At 67.8% G+C, this 13,707-nt stretch carries 13 protein-coding genes; 2 read left to right on the top strand and 11 right to left on the bottom strand.

What is annotated here, in order from left to right:
• Positions 1 to 20 precede the first annotated feature (20 nt).
• The gene (locus tag M9917_RS19470) at positions 21 to 1,088 is read left to right on the top strand and encodes an acyltransferase family protein (protein ID WP_297256485.1); all 1,068 of its coding nucleotides are present in this window, start codon (positions 21 to 23) and stop codon (positions 1,086 to 1,088) included.
• A gap of 22 nt (positions 1,089 to 1,110) precedes the next feature.
• On the opposite strand, the gene M9917_RS19465 is transcribed toward M9917_RS19470, so the two are convergent.
• Genes M9917_RS19465 through M9917_RS19450 form a run of 4 tightly spaced genes read right to left on the bottom strand, consistent with a single transcriptional unit; the run spans position 1,111 to position 6,251 of the window.
• Positions 1,111 to 1,731, bottom strand: coding sequence for a sarcosine oxidase subunit gamma (locus M9917_RS19465; protein ID WP_297256483.1), 621 nt, complete (start codon positions 1,729 to 1,731; stop codon positions 1,111 to 1,113).
• Positions 1,724 to 4,708: a sarcosine oxidase subunit alpha family protein gene (locus M9917_RS19460; protein ID WP_297256481.1), complete on the bottom strand. Its 2,985-nt coding sequence runs from the start codon at positions 4,706 to 4,708 to the stop codon at positions 1,724 to 1,726. Before M9917_RS19460 ends, M9917_RS19465 begins: the two co-directional genes overlap by 8 nt.
• The gene (locus tag M9917_RS19455) at positions 4,705 to 4,977 is read right to left on the bottom strand and encodes a sarcosine oxidase subunit delta (protein WP_297256479.1); all 273 of its coding nucleotides are present in this window, start codon (positions 4,975 to 4,977) and stop codon (positions 4,705 to 4,707) included. Before M9917_RS19455 ends, M9917_RS19460 begins: the two co-directional genes overlap by 4 nt.
• 23 nt (positions 4,978 to 5,000) lie before the next feature.
• On the bottom strand, positions 5,001 to 6,251 hold the full coding sequence (locus M9917_RS19450; RefSeq protein ID WP_297256478.1) for a sarcosine oxidase subunit beta family protein: 1,251 nt from the start codon (positions 6,249 to 6,251) through the stop codon (positions 5,001 to 5,003).
• A gap of 285 nt (positions 6,252 to 6,536) precedes the next feature.
• Here M9917_RS19450 and M9917_RS19445 point away from each other — a divergent pair, with 285 nt between their 5' ends.
• Entirely contained in the window at positions 6,537 to 7,031 is a 495-nt protein-coding gene (locus M9917_RS19445) for a GAF domain-containing protein (RefSeq protein ID WP_297256476.1), read from the top strand.
• 62 nt (positions 7,032 to 7,093) lie between these two features.
• On the opposite strand, the gene M9917_RS19440 is transcribed toward M9917_RS19445, so the two are convergent.
• The 7 genes from M9917_RS19440 to M9917_RS19410 all read right to left on the bottom strand — a co-directional run bounded on the left by M9917_RS19440 (position 7,094) and on the right by M9917_RS19410 (position 13,578).
• Entirely contained in the window at positions 7,094 to 8,326 is a 1,233-nt protein-coding gene (locus M9917_RS19440) for a metal-dependent hydrolase family protein (protein WP_297256475.1), read from the bottom strand.
• A 53-nt stretch (positions 8,327 to 8,379) separates the two neighbouring features.
• Complete coding sequence (locus tag M9917_RS19435) at positions 8,380 to 8,886, bottom strand: GAF domain-containing protein (RefSeq protein ID WP_297256474.1); 507 nt, start codon at positions 8,884 to 8,886, stop codon at positions 8,380 to 8,382.
• Between the two features lie 16 nt (positions 8,887 to 8,902).
• Complete coding sequence (locus tag M9917_RS19430; protein WP_297256472.1) at positions 8,903 to 9,847, bottom strand: branched-chain amino acid ABC transporter permease; 945 nt, start codon at positions 9,845 to 9,847, stop codon at positions 8,903 to 8,905.
• Between the two features lies 1 nt (position 9,848).
• Positions 9,849 to 10,709 carry a branched-chain amino acid ABC transporter permease gene (locus M9917_RS19425; protein ID WP_297256470.1) on the bottom strand — a complete coding sequence of 287 codons (861 nt, stop codon included), beginning with the start codon at positions 10,707 to 10,709 and terminating at the stop codon, positions 9,849 to 9,851.
• 75 nt (positions 10,710 to 10,784) lie between these two features.
• Positions 10,785 to 11,975, bottom strand: a complete 1,191-nt coding sequence (locus tag M9917_RS19420; RefSeq protein WP_297256468.1) for an ABC transporter substrate-binding protein — start codon at positions 11,973 to 11,975, stop codon at positions 10,785 to 10,787.
• Between the two features lie 143 nt (positions 11,976 to 12,118).
• The gene (locus M9917_RS19415) at positions 12,119 to 12,826 is read right to left on the bottom strand and encodes an ABC transporter ATP-binding protein (protein ID WP_297256466.1); all 708 of its coding nucleotides are present in this window, start codon (positions 12,824 to 12,826) and stop codon (positions 12,119 to 12,121) included.
• Positions 12,823 to 13,578 (bottom strand): ABC transporter ATP-binding protein, encoded by a 756-nt coding sequence (locus tag M9917_RS19410; RefSeq protein ID WP_297256464.1) that lies wholly within the window; start codon positions 13,576 to 13,578, stop codon positions 12,823 to 12,825. The genes M9917_RS19415 and M9917_RS19410 overlap by 4 nt, the downstream gene beginning before the upstream one ends.
• Positions 13,579 to 13,707 lie beyond the last annotated feature (129 nt).

The raw sequence follows: 13,707 nt of genomic DNA, 5'->3' as shown, positions 1-13,707 counted from the left end.
GGCCGGCGCGGGAGAGGACTGTGAAGAAGCTCTATTCGGTGCAATATCTTCGCGCCTGCGCCGCCCTGCTGGTCCTGTTCGCGCATGCCTTTTCCTATCAGATCGGCACGGACGATCCGATCATCGTCGCGGCGGGCCGGCTCGGCGTGGTTCTGTTCTTCGTCATCAGCGGCTTCATCATGGTCTATATTTCAGGACAGGGGCCCTTCCCGGCCTCGACCTTCCTGAAACGGAGGGCGATCCGCATCGTCCCGCTCTACTGGCTCTTCACCAGCCTCACCGCCCTGCTGGCGGCTCTCGCGCCGAGCCTGTTCCAGACGACGGCCTTCACCTGGCCCCATTATCTGCAATCGCTGTTCTTCATCGTCCACGAGGCCCCAGGGCGGGACAGCACCAGCCCCCTGCTCTCCCTCGGCTGGACGCTGAATTACGAGATCTACTTCTATATCGCCTTCGCGCTGCTCGCCTTTCTGTCCGTGGGTTCGCGCGTGCGCGTGCTGACGCTCGTCTTCGGGGCGATGTGGCTTACCGGGCTGTTGCTGGCGCCCGCCAACCCCGTCCTGCAATTTTATCTCAATGCGTCTCCGCTGGCCTTCGTCATCGGCAGCTGGATCGGCCGGCGCTATCTGGATCGCGGCTTTGCCTGCGGCACGCGCGATCTCTGGCTGCTCGGGCTGCTCGCGCTTGGCGGCGCGGCGCTCGCGCTCGTCGACGACGGCACGCCGCTGATGAGCCAGATCAGCTTCGCGGGACAGGCCCTATGGGGCGCAGGCCTCTTGCTGTGCGGCCTCGGGCTGGAGCCGCGGCTCAAGCGCTGGAGCCTGCTCGAACAGCTCGGCGATGCTTCCTATGCGCTTTATCTGTCCCATATCTTCGTGATCGGCGCCGTGGCCCATCTGGCGAAGCGCACCATCGGCTACGATCAGCCGGCCACCGTGCTGCTGGTCTCGGTGGTTTCGATGGTGGCGGCCTGCATCGCGAGCCTCGCGATCCACCGGGTGATCGAAAAGCCGATCCTGCGCGCGCTGAGCGGCAGAAGAAAGCCGAGGAACACGCCGCTTCCCGACGATGTCGTGGAAGTCAAATAGACAGACCGCGAAGGGCTGCCTGCTACTTCGCCGCGTCGGCGACGATGCAGCCGAATGCGCCGGCCGATGCGGCAAGCCAGGACCAGAAGCTTCCCGCCATGCTGCGCGGGACCATGATCTCGAAGACGGGCCCGTCCGGCCCGTCGGCGAGCCGCCACAACTGCACGCCGACATGAGCGATGCTCGTCGCGGCGGCATCGCCCACGGCGAAAACCGCGGGGTGAAGATCGAGCATCACGCCCTTCGCCAGGAGATCGCGGACGCGCGGGCCCGAGAGCCTCAAGGCGGCGCGCGCGTGGCTCTGGTCGCTGACGGCGGCGTGGGCCGAGAGCTCGTCGAGCAGGGGCAGCAAGCCGTCGCGCGCGGCGGCGCGCAGCCACCATTGCTCCGGCCCCGTCCAGATCGCGTCATGGCCCCTGCCTAAGACAATCCTCGGCGTCCGCGGCAGCGCAATCCCGAGCCGGGCCTCGACCAGCCGCGACAGGGCCGGCGCCGCGCCCGGCCCGGCGATCAGGGTCGCGAGGCCGAAACCGTCGTGCAGCGTCGCGACGATGCCGGCCTCGCCCGTGGCACCGAAGGCGCCGGGCTCAGCGACCCCGGCCCAGGCGCCGCGCGGAAGCCATGAGGTCGCGGTCTCAGCCATGGAGGCGGGTTCCTTCGGGATCGACGAAGACGGGAGAGCAGATCTCGACGACGATGTCGCCGTTGCGGACGGGATCATAGGCGCGCACGCGTTCGCCGATGCGGGCCGATCCGCCCCTGATCAGGCCGAGCCCCATCCAGTGGTTGAGATGCGGGGAATAGGCGACGGAGGTCATGTAGCCCTCGTCGTTCTCCATCACGGCCGCCTTGCCGATGCCGATGAAATGCGCGCCGGCCCGCAGGCGCGCGTTCGGATCAACCGGCCTGAAGCCGACGAAGGACGGCCGGTCCTTCGCGGTGAGAGCCGGCCGGCCCGCCATCAGGCGGCCGATGAAGTCCTTCTTCGCCGACATCATCCTGCCGAGGCCGAGATCGCGCGCCGTGGTCTGGCCGTTGAGCTCGTTGCCGGCGACATGGCCCTTCTCGATGCGCATCACGCCGAGCGCCTCGGTGCCGTAGGGCGTGATGCCGAAGGGCTCGCCCGCCTGCATCAGCGCGCGCATCATCGCCTCGCCATGGCCGGCGGGGACGGAAAGCTCATAGGCGAGTTCGCCCGAGAAGGAGATGCGGAAGAGCCGCGCCGGGATGCCGCCGCCGACCGTGACCGCGCGCGCCGCGAGATAGGGAAAGGCCTCGTTTCCGATATCGTGCGCTGGATCGACGACGCCGCGCAACGTCTCGCGCGCCTTCGGGCCGGCGACCGACGCTTGCGCCCATTGCTCGGAGACCGAGACCATGCGGATATCGAGCCCGGGCCACAGCACCTGATGGCAGAATTCCAGATGCTGCATCACCTTGCCGGCATTGGCGGTGGTGGTGGTCATCAGGAAATGCTGCTCGCCGAGGCGGGAGGTCGTGCCGTCGTCCAGGACGAAGCCGTCCTCGCGCAGCATCAGCCCGTAGCGCGCCTTGCCGACCGGCAGCGCCTTCCAGCCGTTGACATAGACCCGCTCCAGGAAGGTGGCGGCGTCGGCGCCCTGGATGTCGATCTTGCCGAGCGTCGAGACGTCGCAGAGGCCGACGCCGCCGCGCACCGCCCTCACCTCCCGGTTCACGGTGGTCAGCCAGTCGCCCTCGCCGGGCTTCGGATAGTACTGCGCCCGCAGCCACTGGCCGGCCTCGACGAAGACGGCGCCCTGCTGCTTCGACCAGTCATGGGTCGGCGGAAATCGCGTCAGGCGGAAATCCCTGCCCCGGTGATGGCCGGCGAGCGCGCCGATCGCGACCGGCGTATAGGGCGGGCGGAAGGTGGTCGTACCCGTCTCAGGGATCGTCCGGCCCGTCTGCCCGGCCATGATGGCGAGGCCGGCGAGGTTCGAGGTCTTGCCCTGGTCGGTCGCCATGCCGAGCGTGGTGTAGCGCTTCAGATGCTCGACCGAGACATAGCCTTCGCGGGCCGAAAGCTCGATGTCCTTGTCGGTGACGTCGTTCTGGAAGTCGACGAAAGCCTTGCCCTTGCGACCCTTAACCCGCCAGACCGGCTCTAGCGCGGCCGTCTCGGGGTCGGTCGCCGGCACGGCCTCCTGCGCCACGGGCGTGAGCCCCGCGTCGGCCGCAGCCTCGTAGCCGAGCCGCGCGCCATCCGCCAGCGCCTGAGCCAGCGTGAAATGCCCGGCCGCGCTGCCGGCGACCGTAAGCCCCGGCGGCAGCGTGCCCGGCACGAAGCATTGCAGCCCTTCGTCCCAGGCCGGCCTGCCGTTCTGATGCGAGGTCAGGTGCAGCGTCGGGTTCCAGCCGTTCGAGACCGCCAGCAGGTCGCAGGCGAGCGCCGTCGTCGCGCCGGAGGCATCGCGGACCATGACGCCGTCGAGCTGCCTGCCGCCGCGCGTGCCCTCTACCAGACCGCCGGCGAAGAGCCGCGCTCCCAGCCTGTCGGCCAATGCCTTGCGGGCAGGATCGGCATCGGGGCGGGCATCGACGATCGCCGCGACCCTGCCGCCGGCGGCGGCGATGTCGCGCGCCGTCGCCCAGCCGTCGTCGCCGGCGGTGAAGAGCACCGTCTCGCGGCCCGGCAGGACGCCGTAGCGATTGACGTAACTACGCACCGCCCCGGCCAGCATCACGCCGGGTGTATCGTTGCCGGGGAAAACGATCGGCCGCTCCAGGGCGCCGGCCGCGAGGATCGCGCGCCTGGCGTAGATGCGCCAGCCGCGCTGGCGGGGCTGGTGGGCCGCCGGCTCCGGGAGATGGTCGCCGACACGCTCCACCGCGCCGTAGATGCCGTGGTCGTAGAGCCCGAAGACGGTTGTGCGCGGCATGATCCGCACCTCCGGCAGGCTTGCAAGCTCGGCCAGCGTCGCCACCAGCCATGCGGCGGCCGGCTTGCCGCCGATCTCGCGCTTCTCGGCCAGCAACCGGCCTCCGGGCCTGAAATCCTCGTCGCAGAGGATGACGCGGGCGCCGCTGCGGCCGGCCGCGAGCGCGGCGGAAAGACCGGCGGGGCCGGCGCCGATCACCAGCACGTCGCAGAAGGCGAAGGCCTTCTCGTAATGGTCCGGATCGTCCATGCCGGCGGCGCGGCCAAGCCCCGCGGCGCGGCGGATCAAGGGCTCGTAGAGCTTCTCCCAGAAGGCCGACGGCCACATGAAGGTCTTGTAGTAGAAGCCGGCGACGAGGGCCGGCGAGACGAGCCCGTTGAGCGAGAGCAGGTCGAAGGCGAGCGAGGGCCAGCGGTTCTGGCTTGCCGCATCGAGCCCGTCGAACAGCTCGACGACGGTCGCGCGCGTGTTCGGCTCGCGGCGGGCGCCGGAGCGCAGCTCGACCAGGGCGTTGGGCTCCTCCGGCCCGGCCGAGAGGATGCCGCGCGGACGGTGATACTTGAAGGAGCGGCCGACGAGGCGAACCCCGTTCGCCAGCAGCGCCGAGGCCAGCGTGTCGCCGCCATAGCCCCGATAGGACTTGCCGTCGAAGGCGAAGGCGAGCGGCCGGCTGCGGTCGATCAGGCCGCCCTGCGCGAGGCGATGGCTTTGAGCGCTCATGCCGCTCCTCCCGCATGCCGCTTCGCCGGTTCGACGGAGATGACCGCGTGGGTGAAGGTGTCGCGGCCGACGACGAGCCAGGCCCGGCAGCCCGCGCCGTGATACCAGAGCTCGCGATGCCGCCCGCGCGGATTGTCGCGCAGATAGACATAGTCGACCATCGCGGCCTCGCTCGCCGCCATGCCGTCGGGCCGCGCGAGATCGGCCGCGCCGAGATAGCTGAACTCCTGGGCGTCGCGCGCGCCGCAATGGGGACAGGTGATGCGCATGGTTCGTCCTCGGCGGCAGCCGCTCAGTGCAGGTTGGGCTGGGCGCCTGCGCCCTTCTCGTCGATCAGATGGCCGGTCGCGAAGCGGTCGAGCCGATAGGCCGCAGCGACCGGGTGCGGCTTACCCGTCGCGATCAGATGGGCGAAGCAGAAGCCGGAGGCCGGCGTCGCCTTGAAGCCGCCATAGCACCAGCCGGCATTGAGATAGAGCCCCTCGACCGGAGCGAGGTCGATGATCGGCGAGCCGTCCATCGACATGTCCATGACGCCGCCCCAATGGCGCAGCACGCGCAGCCGCCCCAGGCCCGGCCACAGGCCCATGCCCGCCTCCATGACGTCCTCGATGACCGGCAGGTTGCCGCGCTGGGCGTAGGAATTGTAGCCGTCGATGTCGCCGCCGAAGACGAGCCCGCCCTTGTCGGACTGGCTGACGTAGAAATGCCCGGCGCCGAAGGTGACGACGGTGTCGATCAGGGGCTTCAGCCCCTCCGAGACGAAAGCCTGGAGCACATGGCTCTCGATCGGCAGGCGAAGCCCCGCCATCGCCGCCACCCGCGACGAGTTGCCGGCGACGGCGAGCGCGATCTTCGTCGCCCGGATCGGGCCGCGCGCGGTCTCGACGCCGATAGCCCGTCCGCCGGCGATCGCGATGCCGGTGACCTCGCAGTTCTGGATCAGATCGACGCCGCGGCTGTCGGCGGCCCGCGCATAGCCCCAGGCGACCGCATCGTGGCGCGCCGTGCCGCCGCGCCGCTGCAGGAGCCCGCCCCGGATCGGGAAGCGGGCATTGTCATAATCGAAGAAGGGCAGCATCGCCCTGACCTGCTCGCGGCCGAGAAGCTCGGCATCGACGCCGGCGAGCCGCATCGCATTGCCGCGCCGGGCGAAGGCGTCGCGCTGCGCATCGGAATGATAGAGATTGATCACGCCGCGCTGGCTGACCATGGCGTTGTAGTTCAGGTCCTCCTCCAGCCCTTCCCAGAGCTTCATCGAGAGCTCGTAGAAGGGCGTGTTGCCGGGCAGGAGGTAGTTCGAGCGGATGATCGTGGTGTTGCGGCCGGCATTGCCGGAGCCGAGATAGCCCTTCTCCAGCACCGCGACATTGGCGATGCCGTGCCGGCTGGCGAGGTAATGCGCCGTGGCGAGCCCATGCCCGCCGCCGCCGACGATCAGGACGTCGTATTCGGCCTTCGGCGCCGGATCACGCCAGGCGGGCGTCCAGCCCCGGTGACCACGCAGGGTTTCCTTGAGAAGCGAGGCAATCGAGTAGCGCATCGTCAAATCCGCCTCCAAGCGGGCCGGCGAGCCGGCTTGCCAGTTTCAAGGTCGCGGTGGCGTGCGGCTTCGTCAACGCCAGCCACTTCTCGCGGGTCTACAAGCAGCGATACGGCCATGCCCCGACGATCGAGCGGGCGCGACAAGCGGCGAAAGCGCCCTGAAGGGCTTATGCGAAGCTGCCGGCTTGTGACCGTTTCGCCCCCCGGCGCAACCGCTGCAAGGGCTGGCCCGGCGCGCCGGCCTCATGCAAAGATGCGGCCGATTCAGCGAAGGAACAGCCTCTTGCAATCCGCATCACCCGACATCGTGCCGCCCTTGCTCGCCGCCATGCGGGCCTCCGGGCAGCCGGCGCCTTTCTACGCCGCCTTGGAGCAGGTCCTGAAGGAGCATGTCGGCTATCTGTTCGTGACGCTCTTCATCGTCGACGGCGGAGAGACCTTGCGGGTCTTCAGCACCGAGCCGCGCCTCTATCCGACGGGCGTACGCAAGCCGATGGCCGCCACGCCCTGGGGCGAGCAGGTGCTTCGCCAGCAGCGCTCGTTCCTGGCCAATGATGCGGAAGCCGTGGCGCGGACCTTCTTCGATCACGAGAAGATCGCAAGCCTGGGCTGCGGCGCGGTGATGAGCATCCCGGTCGTCTACGACGGGCGCTGCCTCGGTGTCCTCAATGTGAACCACCGCGAGCATGCCTATACGGACGACCACGTCCGGGCCGTGGAGGCGCTCGCCCCGACCTTGATCCCCGCCTGCCTCGATGCCCTCGCCGGGAGACCGTAACCAACCGTCATTCCGGGGCTTCGCGTCAGCGAAGAACCCGGAATGACGATGGTCGTGACGCCCTAGGAAGCGAGCGTGTTCTTGAAGAAGCGACCGCCGCGGGCGATCGCGGCCAATCCGTCCTCGGGCTTCGCCAGCAGGCCGATGTCGTCCAGCGGGTTGCCGTTGACCACGACGAAATCCGCATAGGCGCCCTCGGCGATCACGCCGGCCTTGTCCGCAAGCCCGCAGAGCCTGGCCGAGACGCGGGTCGCCGACTGGATGACCTCGCGCACCGGCAGAACCCTGGCGCGGATCTCGAATTCCATCGACTGGTACTTGTGCAGCTGGCCGAGCAGATCGGTTCCGAACGCCATCGGCAACCCGGCCTCGCGCATGATCTTCAGGGATTCCAGGCCCCCCTTGCGCACGACCTCGAGCTTGGCCTGCGATTCCGGGCCGAGGCCAAAGGCCGCGCCGTCCAGCGCCAGACCTTCGTAGGCGACGAGCGTCGGGCAGGCGAAGGCGCCGGCCTTGGCCGCGAGTCGCGCGGTCTCGGCCTGGATCAGATTGCAGTGCTCGAGGGATTTGACGCCGCATTCGACCGCCCGCCGGATCGAGACGTCGGTATAGGTATGGGCGGAGACGTAGAGGCCGTAATTCTCGGCCTCCTCGACGATGGCGCGGATCTCATCGCGCGAGTATTGCAGGACATGGATCGGGTCGTTCGGCGAGGAGACGCCGCCATTGGCCATGATCTTCACGAAATCGGCGCCCGCCTTGATCTCCTCGCGCGCGGCGCGGCGAACCTCGTCGACACCGTCGGCGATGCGACCCAGAGCCCCGAGCGATTCGAGATGCAGCGGCCGCTTGTCGCTGCGGGCCCGGTAGTCGCAATGGCCGACTGTCTGGCTGAGCGCCTTGCCGCAGATGATCAGGCGCGGGCCGTCGATCAGCCCCTCCTCGACCGCCAGCTTCAGGCCGAGATCGGCGCCGGCCAGATCGCGGACCGTGGTGAAGCCGCGCATCAGCATGTCGCCCATGATCTTGCGCGTGCGTAGCGCGATCAGGGACGAGGGCAGCCCGGCATTCGCGGCGAGATCGACGAGCGTCGCGACGACATGCACATGCGCGTCGATCAGGCCCGGCATCAGCGTGCGGCCGGCGAGATCGATCCGGCGGATGCCGGTACGCTCGATCGGCCGCGTCGAAACCTGCGCGATCCGCTCGCCCTCGACCAGGACCTCGACGCCGTCGCGCAGGACGCCCTCGTCGACGTCCAGGAATTTGCCACCGAAGAGAATGTAGCTGTCCACTTTCGTATCCCCTGAGATTTAACGGAAACGGCGCGCGCCGGATGCCGCGACGGTCAGTCCTCGACCGGAAATGCGCTGGCGACGACGGGCGCCGCGATGCCGACGAGCATCCTCAGATCGGCGGGATCGGCGGCCCGGTAGCCGTCGCCGGCGAAGGAGATGTTGGCCGAGCCCAGGATCTCGCCGTTCCAGAGCAGCGGAACGTTGATCATGCTGCCGACGCCCAGCGCGAAGATCGTCTCGTGGTCCGAGAAGTTCCTGCGGATGTCGTCGGCGTCGCGGGAGATCATGATCTCGCCGTCGGTCAGCACGACCTTGCCCCAGACGGTCTCGGGCGTGGCCTTGCGCCCGAGCACCGGATAGGTCGCCGGATCGCTGGAATAGAAGCGCTCGCTTTCCATGTCCTTGCGGATGAAGCGCAGGACGGTGAACAGCTTGTGGCCGTAGAGCCGGGCGAGGATCCCGTCGAGAACCTTGCAGGTCCCGACCAGATCGTGCGGCCCGGTCAACGAGGAGACGAGGCGGCCGACATCGTCCAGCGTCGGTTTGCAGTCGTGCATGGGGAGCATCCTCGAGTCAGGCCGGCTGCCGGCGGAGCGCGGCTTCAGCCAGCACCGCCGGCCTTACCGTGAGATGGTCATGGGCTTCCGGGATCAGGCCCTTCACCCGGTAGCGCAGGACGATGAGCAGGCCCGCGCTGAGCAGGAGCTCGCGGATCGCGGCCCCTTGCGGCGGCGTGATATAGGGGATGTAGGGCACCAGGAAGCGCGTGCCTTCCAGGATGATGATCACCAGCCCTGCGCCGAGAATGGCGCCGCGGTTGTTGCCGACACCGCCGGCCAGCAGCGACAGCTTCACATAGAGCGTGATCAGCGGCACGAAGAGTTCCGGCGCGATGAAGGAGGTGTAGTGCGCGTAGAGCGCCCCGGCGAGGCCGATGATGCCGCTGCCGATGGCGAAGGCCTGCACCTTGAAGACGCGGGCATCCTTGCCGGCGACGCCGACGACGACCTCGTCGTCGCGGATGGCATGGAGGACGCGCCCGAAGGGCGAATAGAGGATGCGCTGGCAGAAGACGTAGACGGCCAAGGCGATGACCGCGACGATGGCGAGAAAGATCAGGTTGTACTGGAACGTCGTGACGGTGCCGCGAAACGGCCCCGGAATGCCGGAAATGCCGTCTGTGCCATGCGTCAGCCAGATCTCGTTGGAGGCGACGATGCGGATCGCTTCGGCGAAGCCGAGCGTGACGATGGCGAGATAATGCTCCTTGAGCCGGCTGGTGATGAGGCACAGGACCGCGCCGAACAGCGTGGCGGCGACGATGCCCGCCAGGATGCCGAGCGGAATGGACACGCCGGCCGAGGTCGTCAGCAGGGCGCTGGTATAGGCACCGACCGCCATCGAGCCGACGAGGCCGAGATTGACCAGCCCCGCCATGCCCCACATCACGTTGAGGCCGAGCGCCATGATCGCGTAGATGCAGGCGATGATGGAAATGCTGAGGATGTAGATTTCCATGTCAGTTGCCCTCGCGCCCGAGAATGCCTTGCGGCCGCAGCGTCAGGATGACGAGGATCGCCAGGAAGGCGATCGAGGATTTGTAGCTCGCCGGCAGGGCAAGCAGCGACAGTTCCTCGGCGATGCCGACCACCAGCGCGCCCACCACCGCGCCGGGCACGCTGCCGAGGCCGCCGACGACCGCCGCCGCGAAGATCGGCAGCATGGCGCGAAAGCCCGTCATCGGGTCGATCGAGGAATCGAGCCCGATCAGCATGCCGCCGATCCCGGCGAGCCCCATCCCCATGAAGGAGACGATGCGCCCGACGGTGCGCGCGTCGATGCCCTTGATGTCGGCGAGCTGCGGGTTGTCCGCGACCGCGCGCATCGCCTTGCCCATGCGGGTGAAGGTGAGGAAGCCGAAGACCAGCGCCATGATCGCGACCGAGATGGCGATGTTATGCAGCTGCTGCGGCCCGACATGGATGCCGGCGACGACGATGTCGCGGGCGAGCGGCAGGTCGTAGCCGCGCAGATCGTTGCCGTAGAAGAGGCGCACGACGTTCTCGAGCCCGATCGTCAGCGCCAGCGAGCCGATCGCGGTCGTGATGAAGCCGGCCTTGCGGAACGGCTTCAGCACGAACTCGTCGGTCACGAGGCCGATCAGCCCGCCGACCAGCAGGGCGACGAGGAGGGACGGCAGGATCGGCAGGCCGAACAGCGCGTTTGCCGTCCAGCCCGCGAAGGCCCCGGCCGTGGCATGCGAGGCGATGGCGAAATTCGGGAACCGCAGCACCGCATACATGGCGGTAAGCCCGATGGCGGGGACGGCGAGGATGCTCCCCGCCATGACGCCGTTTGCGATCAGTTGCAGAATTTCCATCGCCCCGCCCAGCTTTTGTTTTGCCGCATTTTCTTCACGCGAACCGGTGCCCGCTTCGCTCGAAAATGCTCGAGATCAGACGACTTTGATCAGTTCGATCTTGGCGCCCTTCGCCAGGCCGTAGCGGAAGCGGCAATCGATGATGTCGCCCTTCTCGTTGAAGTCGCAGGGCCCGCTCACGCCGTCGTAATTGACGTCCTTGCCCTCGCGCAGCAGCTTGAGGCCCTCGACCGCCGATCCGACCTTGGTGCCGCCGCCCTGCGAGATCGCGCGGACATTGTCGCGAATGTCGGTGCCCGTCGCCTTCTTCGCCTTCTCGATGGCGAGCAGCGCCAGGCTGGCCCAATCGGTCGCCTGCGCTTCGTAGGAATCGGGCGCCTCGAGGCCGAGCCGCTTCTGGGCGAGCGAGAAGGCCGCGCTGTCGATGTCGCTGGAGGGCTGGACGTTGACGAGCCCGTCAGTCACCTCCGCCGGCAGGCTCTCCGCCACCTTGGTGTTATAGGCATAGGACTGGGTCAGCCGCCCGCCGGTATAGCCGGCGCGGAACAAATCCTTCAGCAGCACCGTCACGTCGGGCGAGTAGCTGTTGAGATAGATCATGTCGGGCTTGGCCGCGAGCGCGCGGTCGATCTCGGAGCGATAGCTCGTCTTCGACGGCTCGTAGACGAGGCCGCCGACCATCGAGGCCCCGTTGCCCGACAGCACATTGGCCATGATGTCCTTCATCGGAACGGCGAAGGGCGTCTGGACGGCGAGGTAGTACACCTTCTTCGCACCGGTGGAGGCGATGTACTCGGCATGCTTGGTCGCTTGCAGGGTGGTCGTCGGCTGCGTGCGGAAGATGTAGCCCTGGTGGGGAAGCTGGGTGATCGAATCCGCGCCCGACACCGTCATCAGCGCGGTCTTGCTCTCCCAGCAGACCGGGGCGACGGCCGAGGTGACCGCCGAGGCCCAGGTGCCCATGATAACCGGCACGCCGTCGACGCCGACGAGCTTCTGCGCGGCGCGCACCGCCGCCTCGGGATTGGTCTGGTCGTCCTCGACGATCAGCGCGACCTGCCGGCCGAGGACGCCGCCGGCCTTGTTGACCTCGTCGACGACGGCCTGCATCGCCTTGAGCATGCGCGGGCCGTCCTGCGATCCGGCCCCGGTCAGCGGCGTCAGCACGCCGAGCTTGAGAACGCTGCCCTGCGCCCGCAGGACGGCCGGCGCCCCGAGGCTGGCGGTCAGGCAGGCGGTTCCGGCAAGAAAGCTTCTTCTGTTCATCGTGCTCCTCCCATGAGCGACGCGGTGAAAAACGCTGGGCTAGATCGTCGCGCGTCCCACCGGGCGCGGTGACGATGATCTATCTCATTGGCAGAGCATCGGATTTTTCCGAAAAATGGATTCCACTTTTCGCATCCGACGCTCTAGCCGCCCAGGAACATGCGGCTGATGCCTTCGTCGGCCAGCAATTCCTGCGACGGGCCATCGATGCTGTTCTTGCCATCGACGAGAATATAGGTCCGGTCCGAGATCGCCATGGCGTCGCGGGCGTTCTGCTCGACGAGCGCGATCGCCTTGCCGGCCTCGCGCAGCCGGACGATCTCGCTGAACAATTCCCCGGCGGCGGCCGGCGACAAGCCGGCGGTCGGCTCGTCGAGCATGATCAGATCGGGATCGACCATCAGCGCCATGCCGACGGCGAGAAGCTGGCGCTGCCCGCCGGACAGCGTCCTCGCCAGCTGCGAGCGCTTCTGGCGCAGGATCGGAAAATGGTTCATCACCTCGTCGGCGCGGGCACGGAAATGCGCCGGGGCGACGAAGCCGCCCATTTCGAGGTTCTCGTAGACGGTCATGTTGCCGAAGACGTTTTGCTCCTGCGGCACGAAGGCGAGGCCGCGCTTGGAGATGTCGTGCGGCTTCAGCCCGCCGATCGGCGTATCGGCGAAGCGGATGCTGCCCTGCGAGGGCCGCAGCAGCCCGGCGATCGTCTTGAGCAGCGTCGATTTTCCCGCGCCGTTGGGGCCGACGATGCAGACGATCTCGCGCGGATTCACGACGAAATCCACGCCCTTCAGGATCTGGTCGCCCGCAGAATAGCCCGCGACGACGTTCTCGACGGTCAGCGCGGTCATCGCCTCGTCCCCATATAGGCATTCTGCACCTCGGCATTCGCGGCGACGTGGGCGAAGGTGCCCTCGATCATCCGCTGCCCTTCCGCCATCACGATCACGTGTTGGCAAAGGCGCGCGATGAGATCCATCTGGTGCTCGATGAGGACGATGGAGACCCCATCCCCGGCGATCTCGATCAGCCGGTCGCCGATATCCCGCACCAGGGACGGATTCACCCCCGCCATCGGCTCGTCGAGCAGCAGCATGGCCGGGTCGCGCATCATCGCGCGCCCGATCTCCAGGAGCTTCTTCTGGCCGCCGGAGAGGTCGGAGGCCTTGTTTCCGAGAACATGGCTGAGTTTCAGCCGCTCGGCGATGCGCAGGGCCTTTTCCACCAGCTCCTCCTCGCGGGCGATGCTGGCCCTGTTCGGGACGACCGCGTTGAGCAGCGCTTCGCCGGGCTGGTCGGTGCCGTACAAGAGCAGGCTTTCCAGCACCGTCAGCCGCGGAAAGCCGCGCGCGATCTGGAAGGTCCGCACCAGGCCGCGGCCGGAGATCTGCTCGGGCCGAAGCCCGTCGATGCGCTGGCCGAGGAAGCGGATCTCGCCGCTCGAGATCGGCAGGATGCCGGAAATGCAGTTGAAGAGCGTGGTCTTGCCCGCGCCGTTGGGGCCGATGAGTCCGGTTATGCCGCCTTGGGCGATCGTGATGTCGACGCCGCGCAGCGCCTGCACACCTCCGAACCGCCGTGTCACGCCACTGACTTCGAGCATGGCTCCCCCATCGAAGGATGCGACTTCTTACGGAGACAGGCAATGGCAATCAGATGGCGGATGGCCGTCGTTGCCGTGGCGGCGAGTAATCACGGCGGCGCTTGCGAGTCAACAAAGAAACAATCATAT

The organism is Bosea sp. (in: a-proteobacteria) (assembly GCF_023953965.1).
GTDB lineage: Bacteria > Pseudomonadota > Alphaproteobacteria > Rhizobiales > Beijerinckiaceae > Allobosea.
This window is presented reverse-complemented; position numbering and strand designations above follow the sequence as displayed.

Bases quoted from the DNA above. Each gene is read 5' to 3' on its own strand.
- M9917_RS19415 (WP_297256466.1), bottom strand. From the start codon at position 12,826: ATGACCGCGCTGACCGTCGAGAACGTCGTCGCGGGCTATTCTGCGGGC.
- M9917_RS19465 (WP_297256483.1), bottom strand. From the start codon at position 1,731: ATGGCTGAGACCGCGACCTCATGGCTTCCGCGCGGCGCCTGGGCCGGG.
- M9917_RS19410 (WP_297256464.1), bottom strand. From the start codon at position 13,578: ATGCTCGAAGTCAGTGGCGTGACACGGCGGTTCGGAGGTGTGCAGGCG.
- M9917_RS19450 (WP_297256478.1), bottom strand. From the start codon at position 6,251: ATGCGCTACTCGATTGCCTCGCTTCTCAAGGAAACCCTGCGTGGTCAC.
- M9917_RS19460 (WP_297256481.1), bottom strand. From the start codon at position 4,708: ATGAGCGCTCAAAGCCATCGCCTCGCGCAGGGCGGCCTGATCGACCGC.
- M9917_RS19455 (WP_297256479.1), bottom strand. From the start codon at position 4,977: ATGCGCATCACCTGTCCCCATTGCGGCGCGCGCGACGCCCAGGAGTTC.
- M9917_RS19430 (WP_297256472.1), bottom strand. From the start codon at position 9,847: ATGGAAATCTACATCCTCAGCATTTCCATCATCGCCTGCATCTACGCG.
- M9917_RS19425 (WP_297256470.1), bottom strand. From the start codon at position 10,709: ATGGAAATTCTGCAACTGATCGCAAACGGCGTCATGGCGGGGAGCATC.
- M9917_RS19420 (WP_297256468.1), bottom strand. From the start codon at position 11,975: ATGAACAGAAGAAGCTTTCTTGCCGGAACCGCCTGCCTGACCGCCAGC.
- M9917_RS19435 (WP_297256474.1), bottom strand. From the start codon at position 8,886: ATGCACGACTGCAAACCGACGCTGGACGATGTCGGCCGCCTCGTCTCC.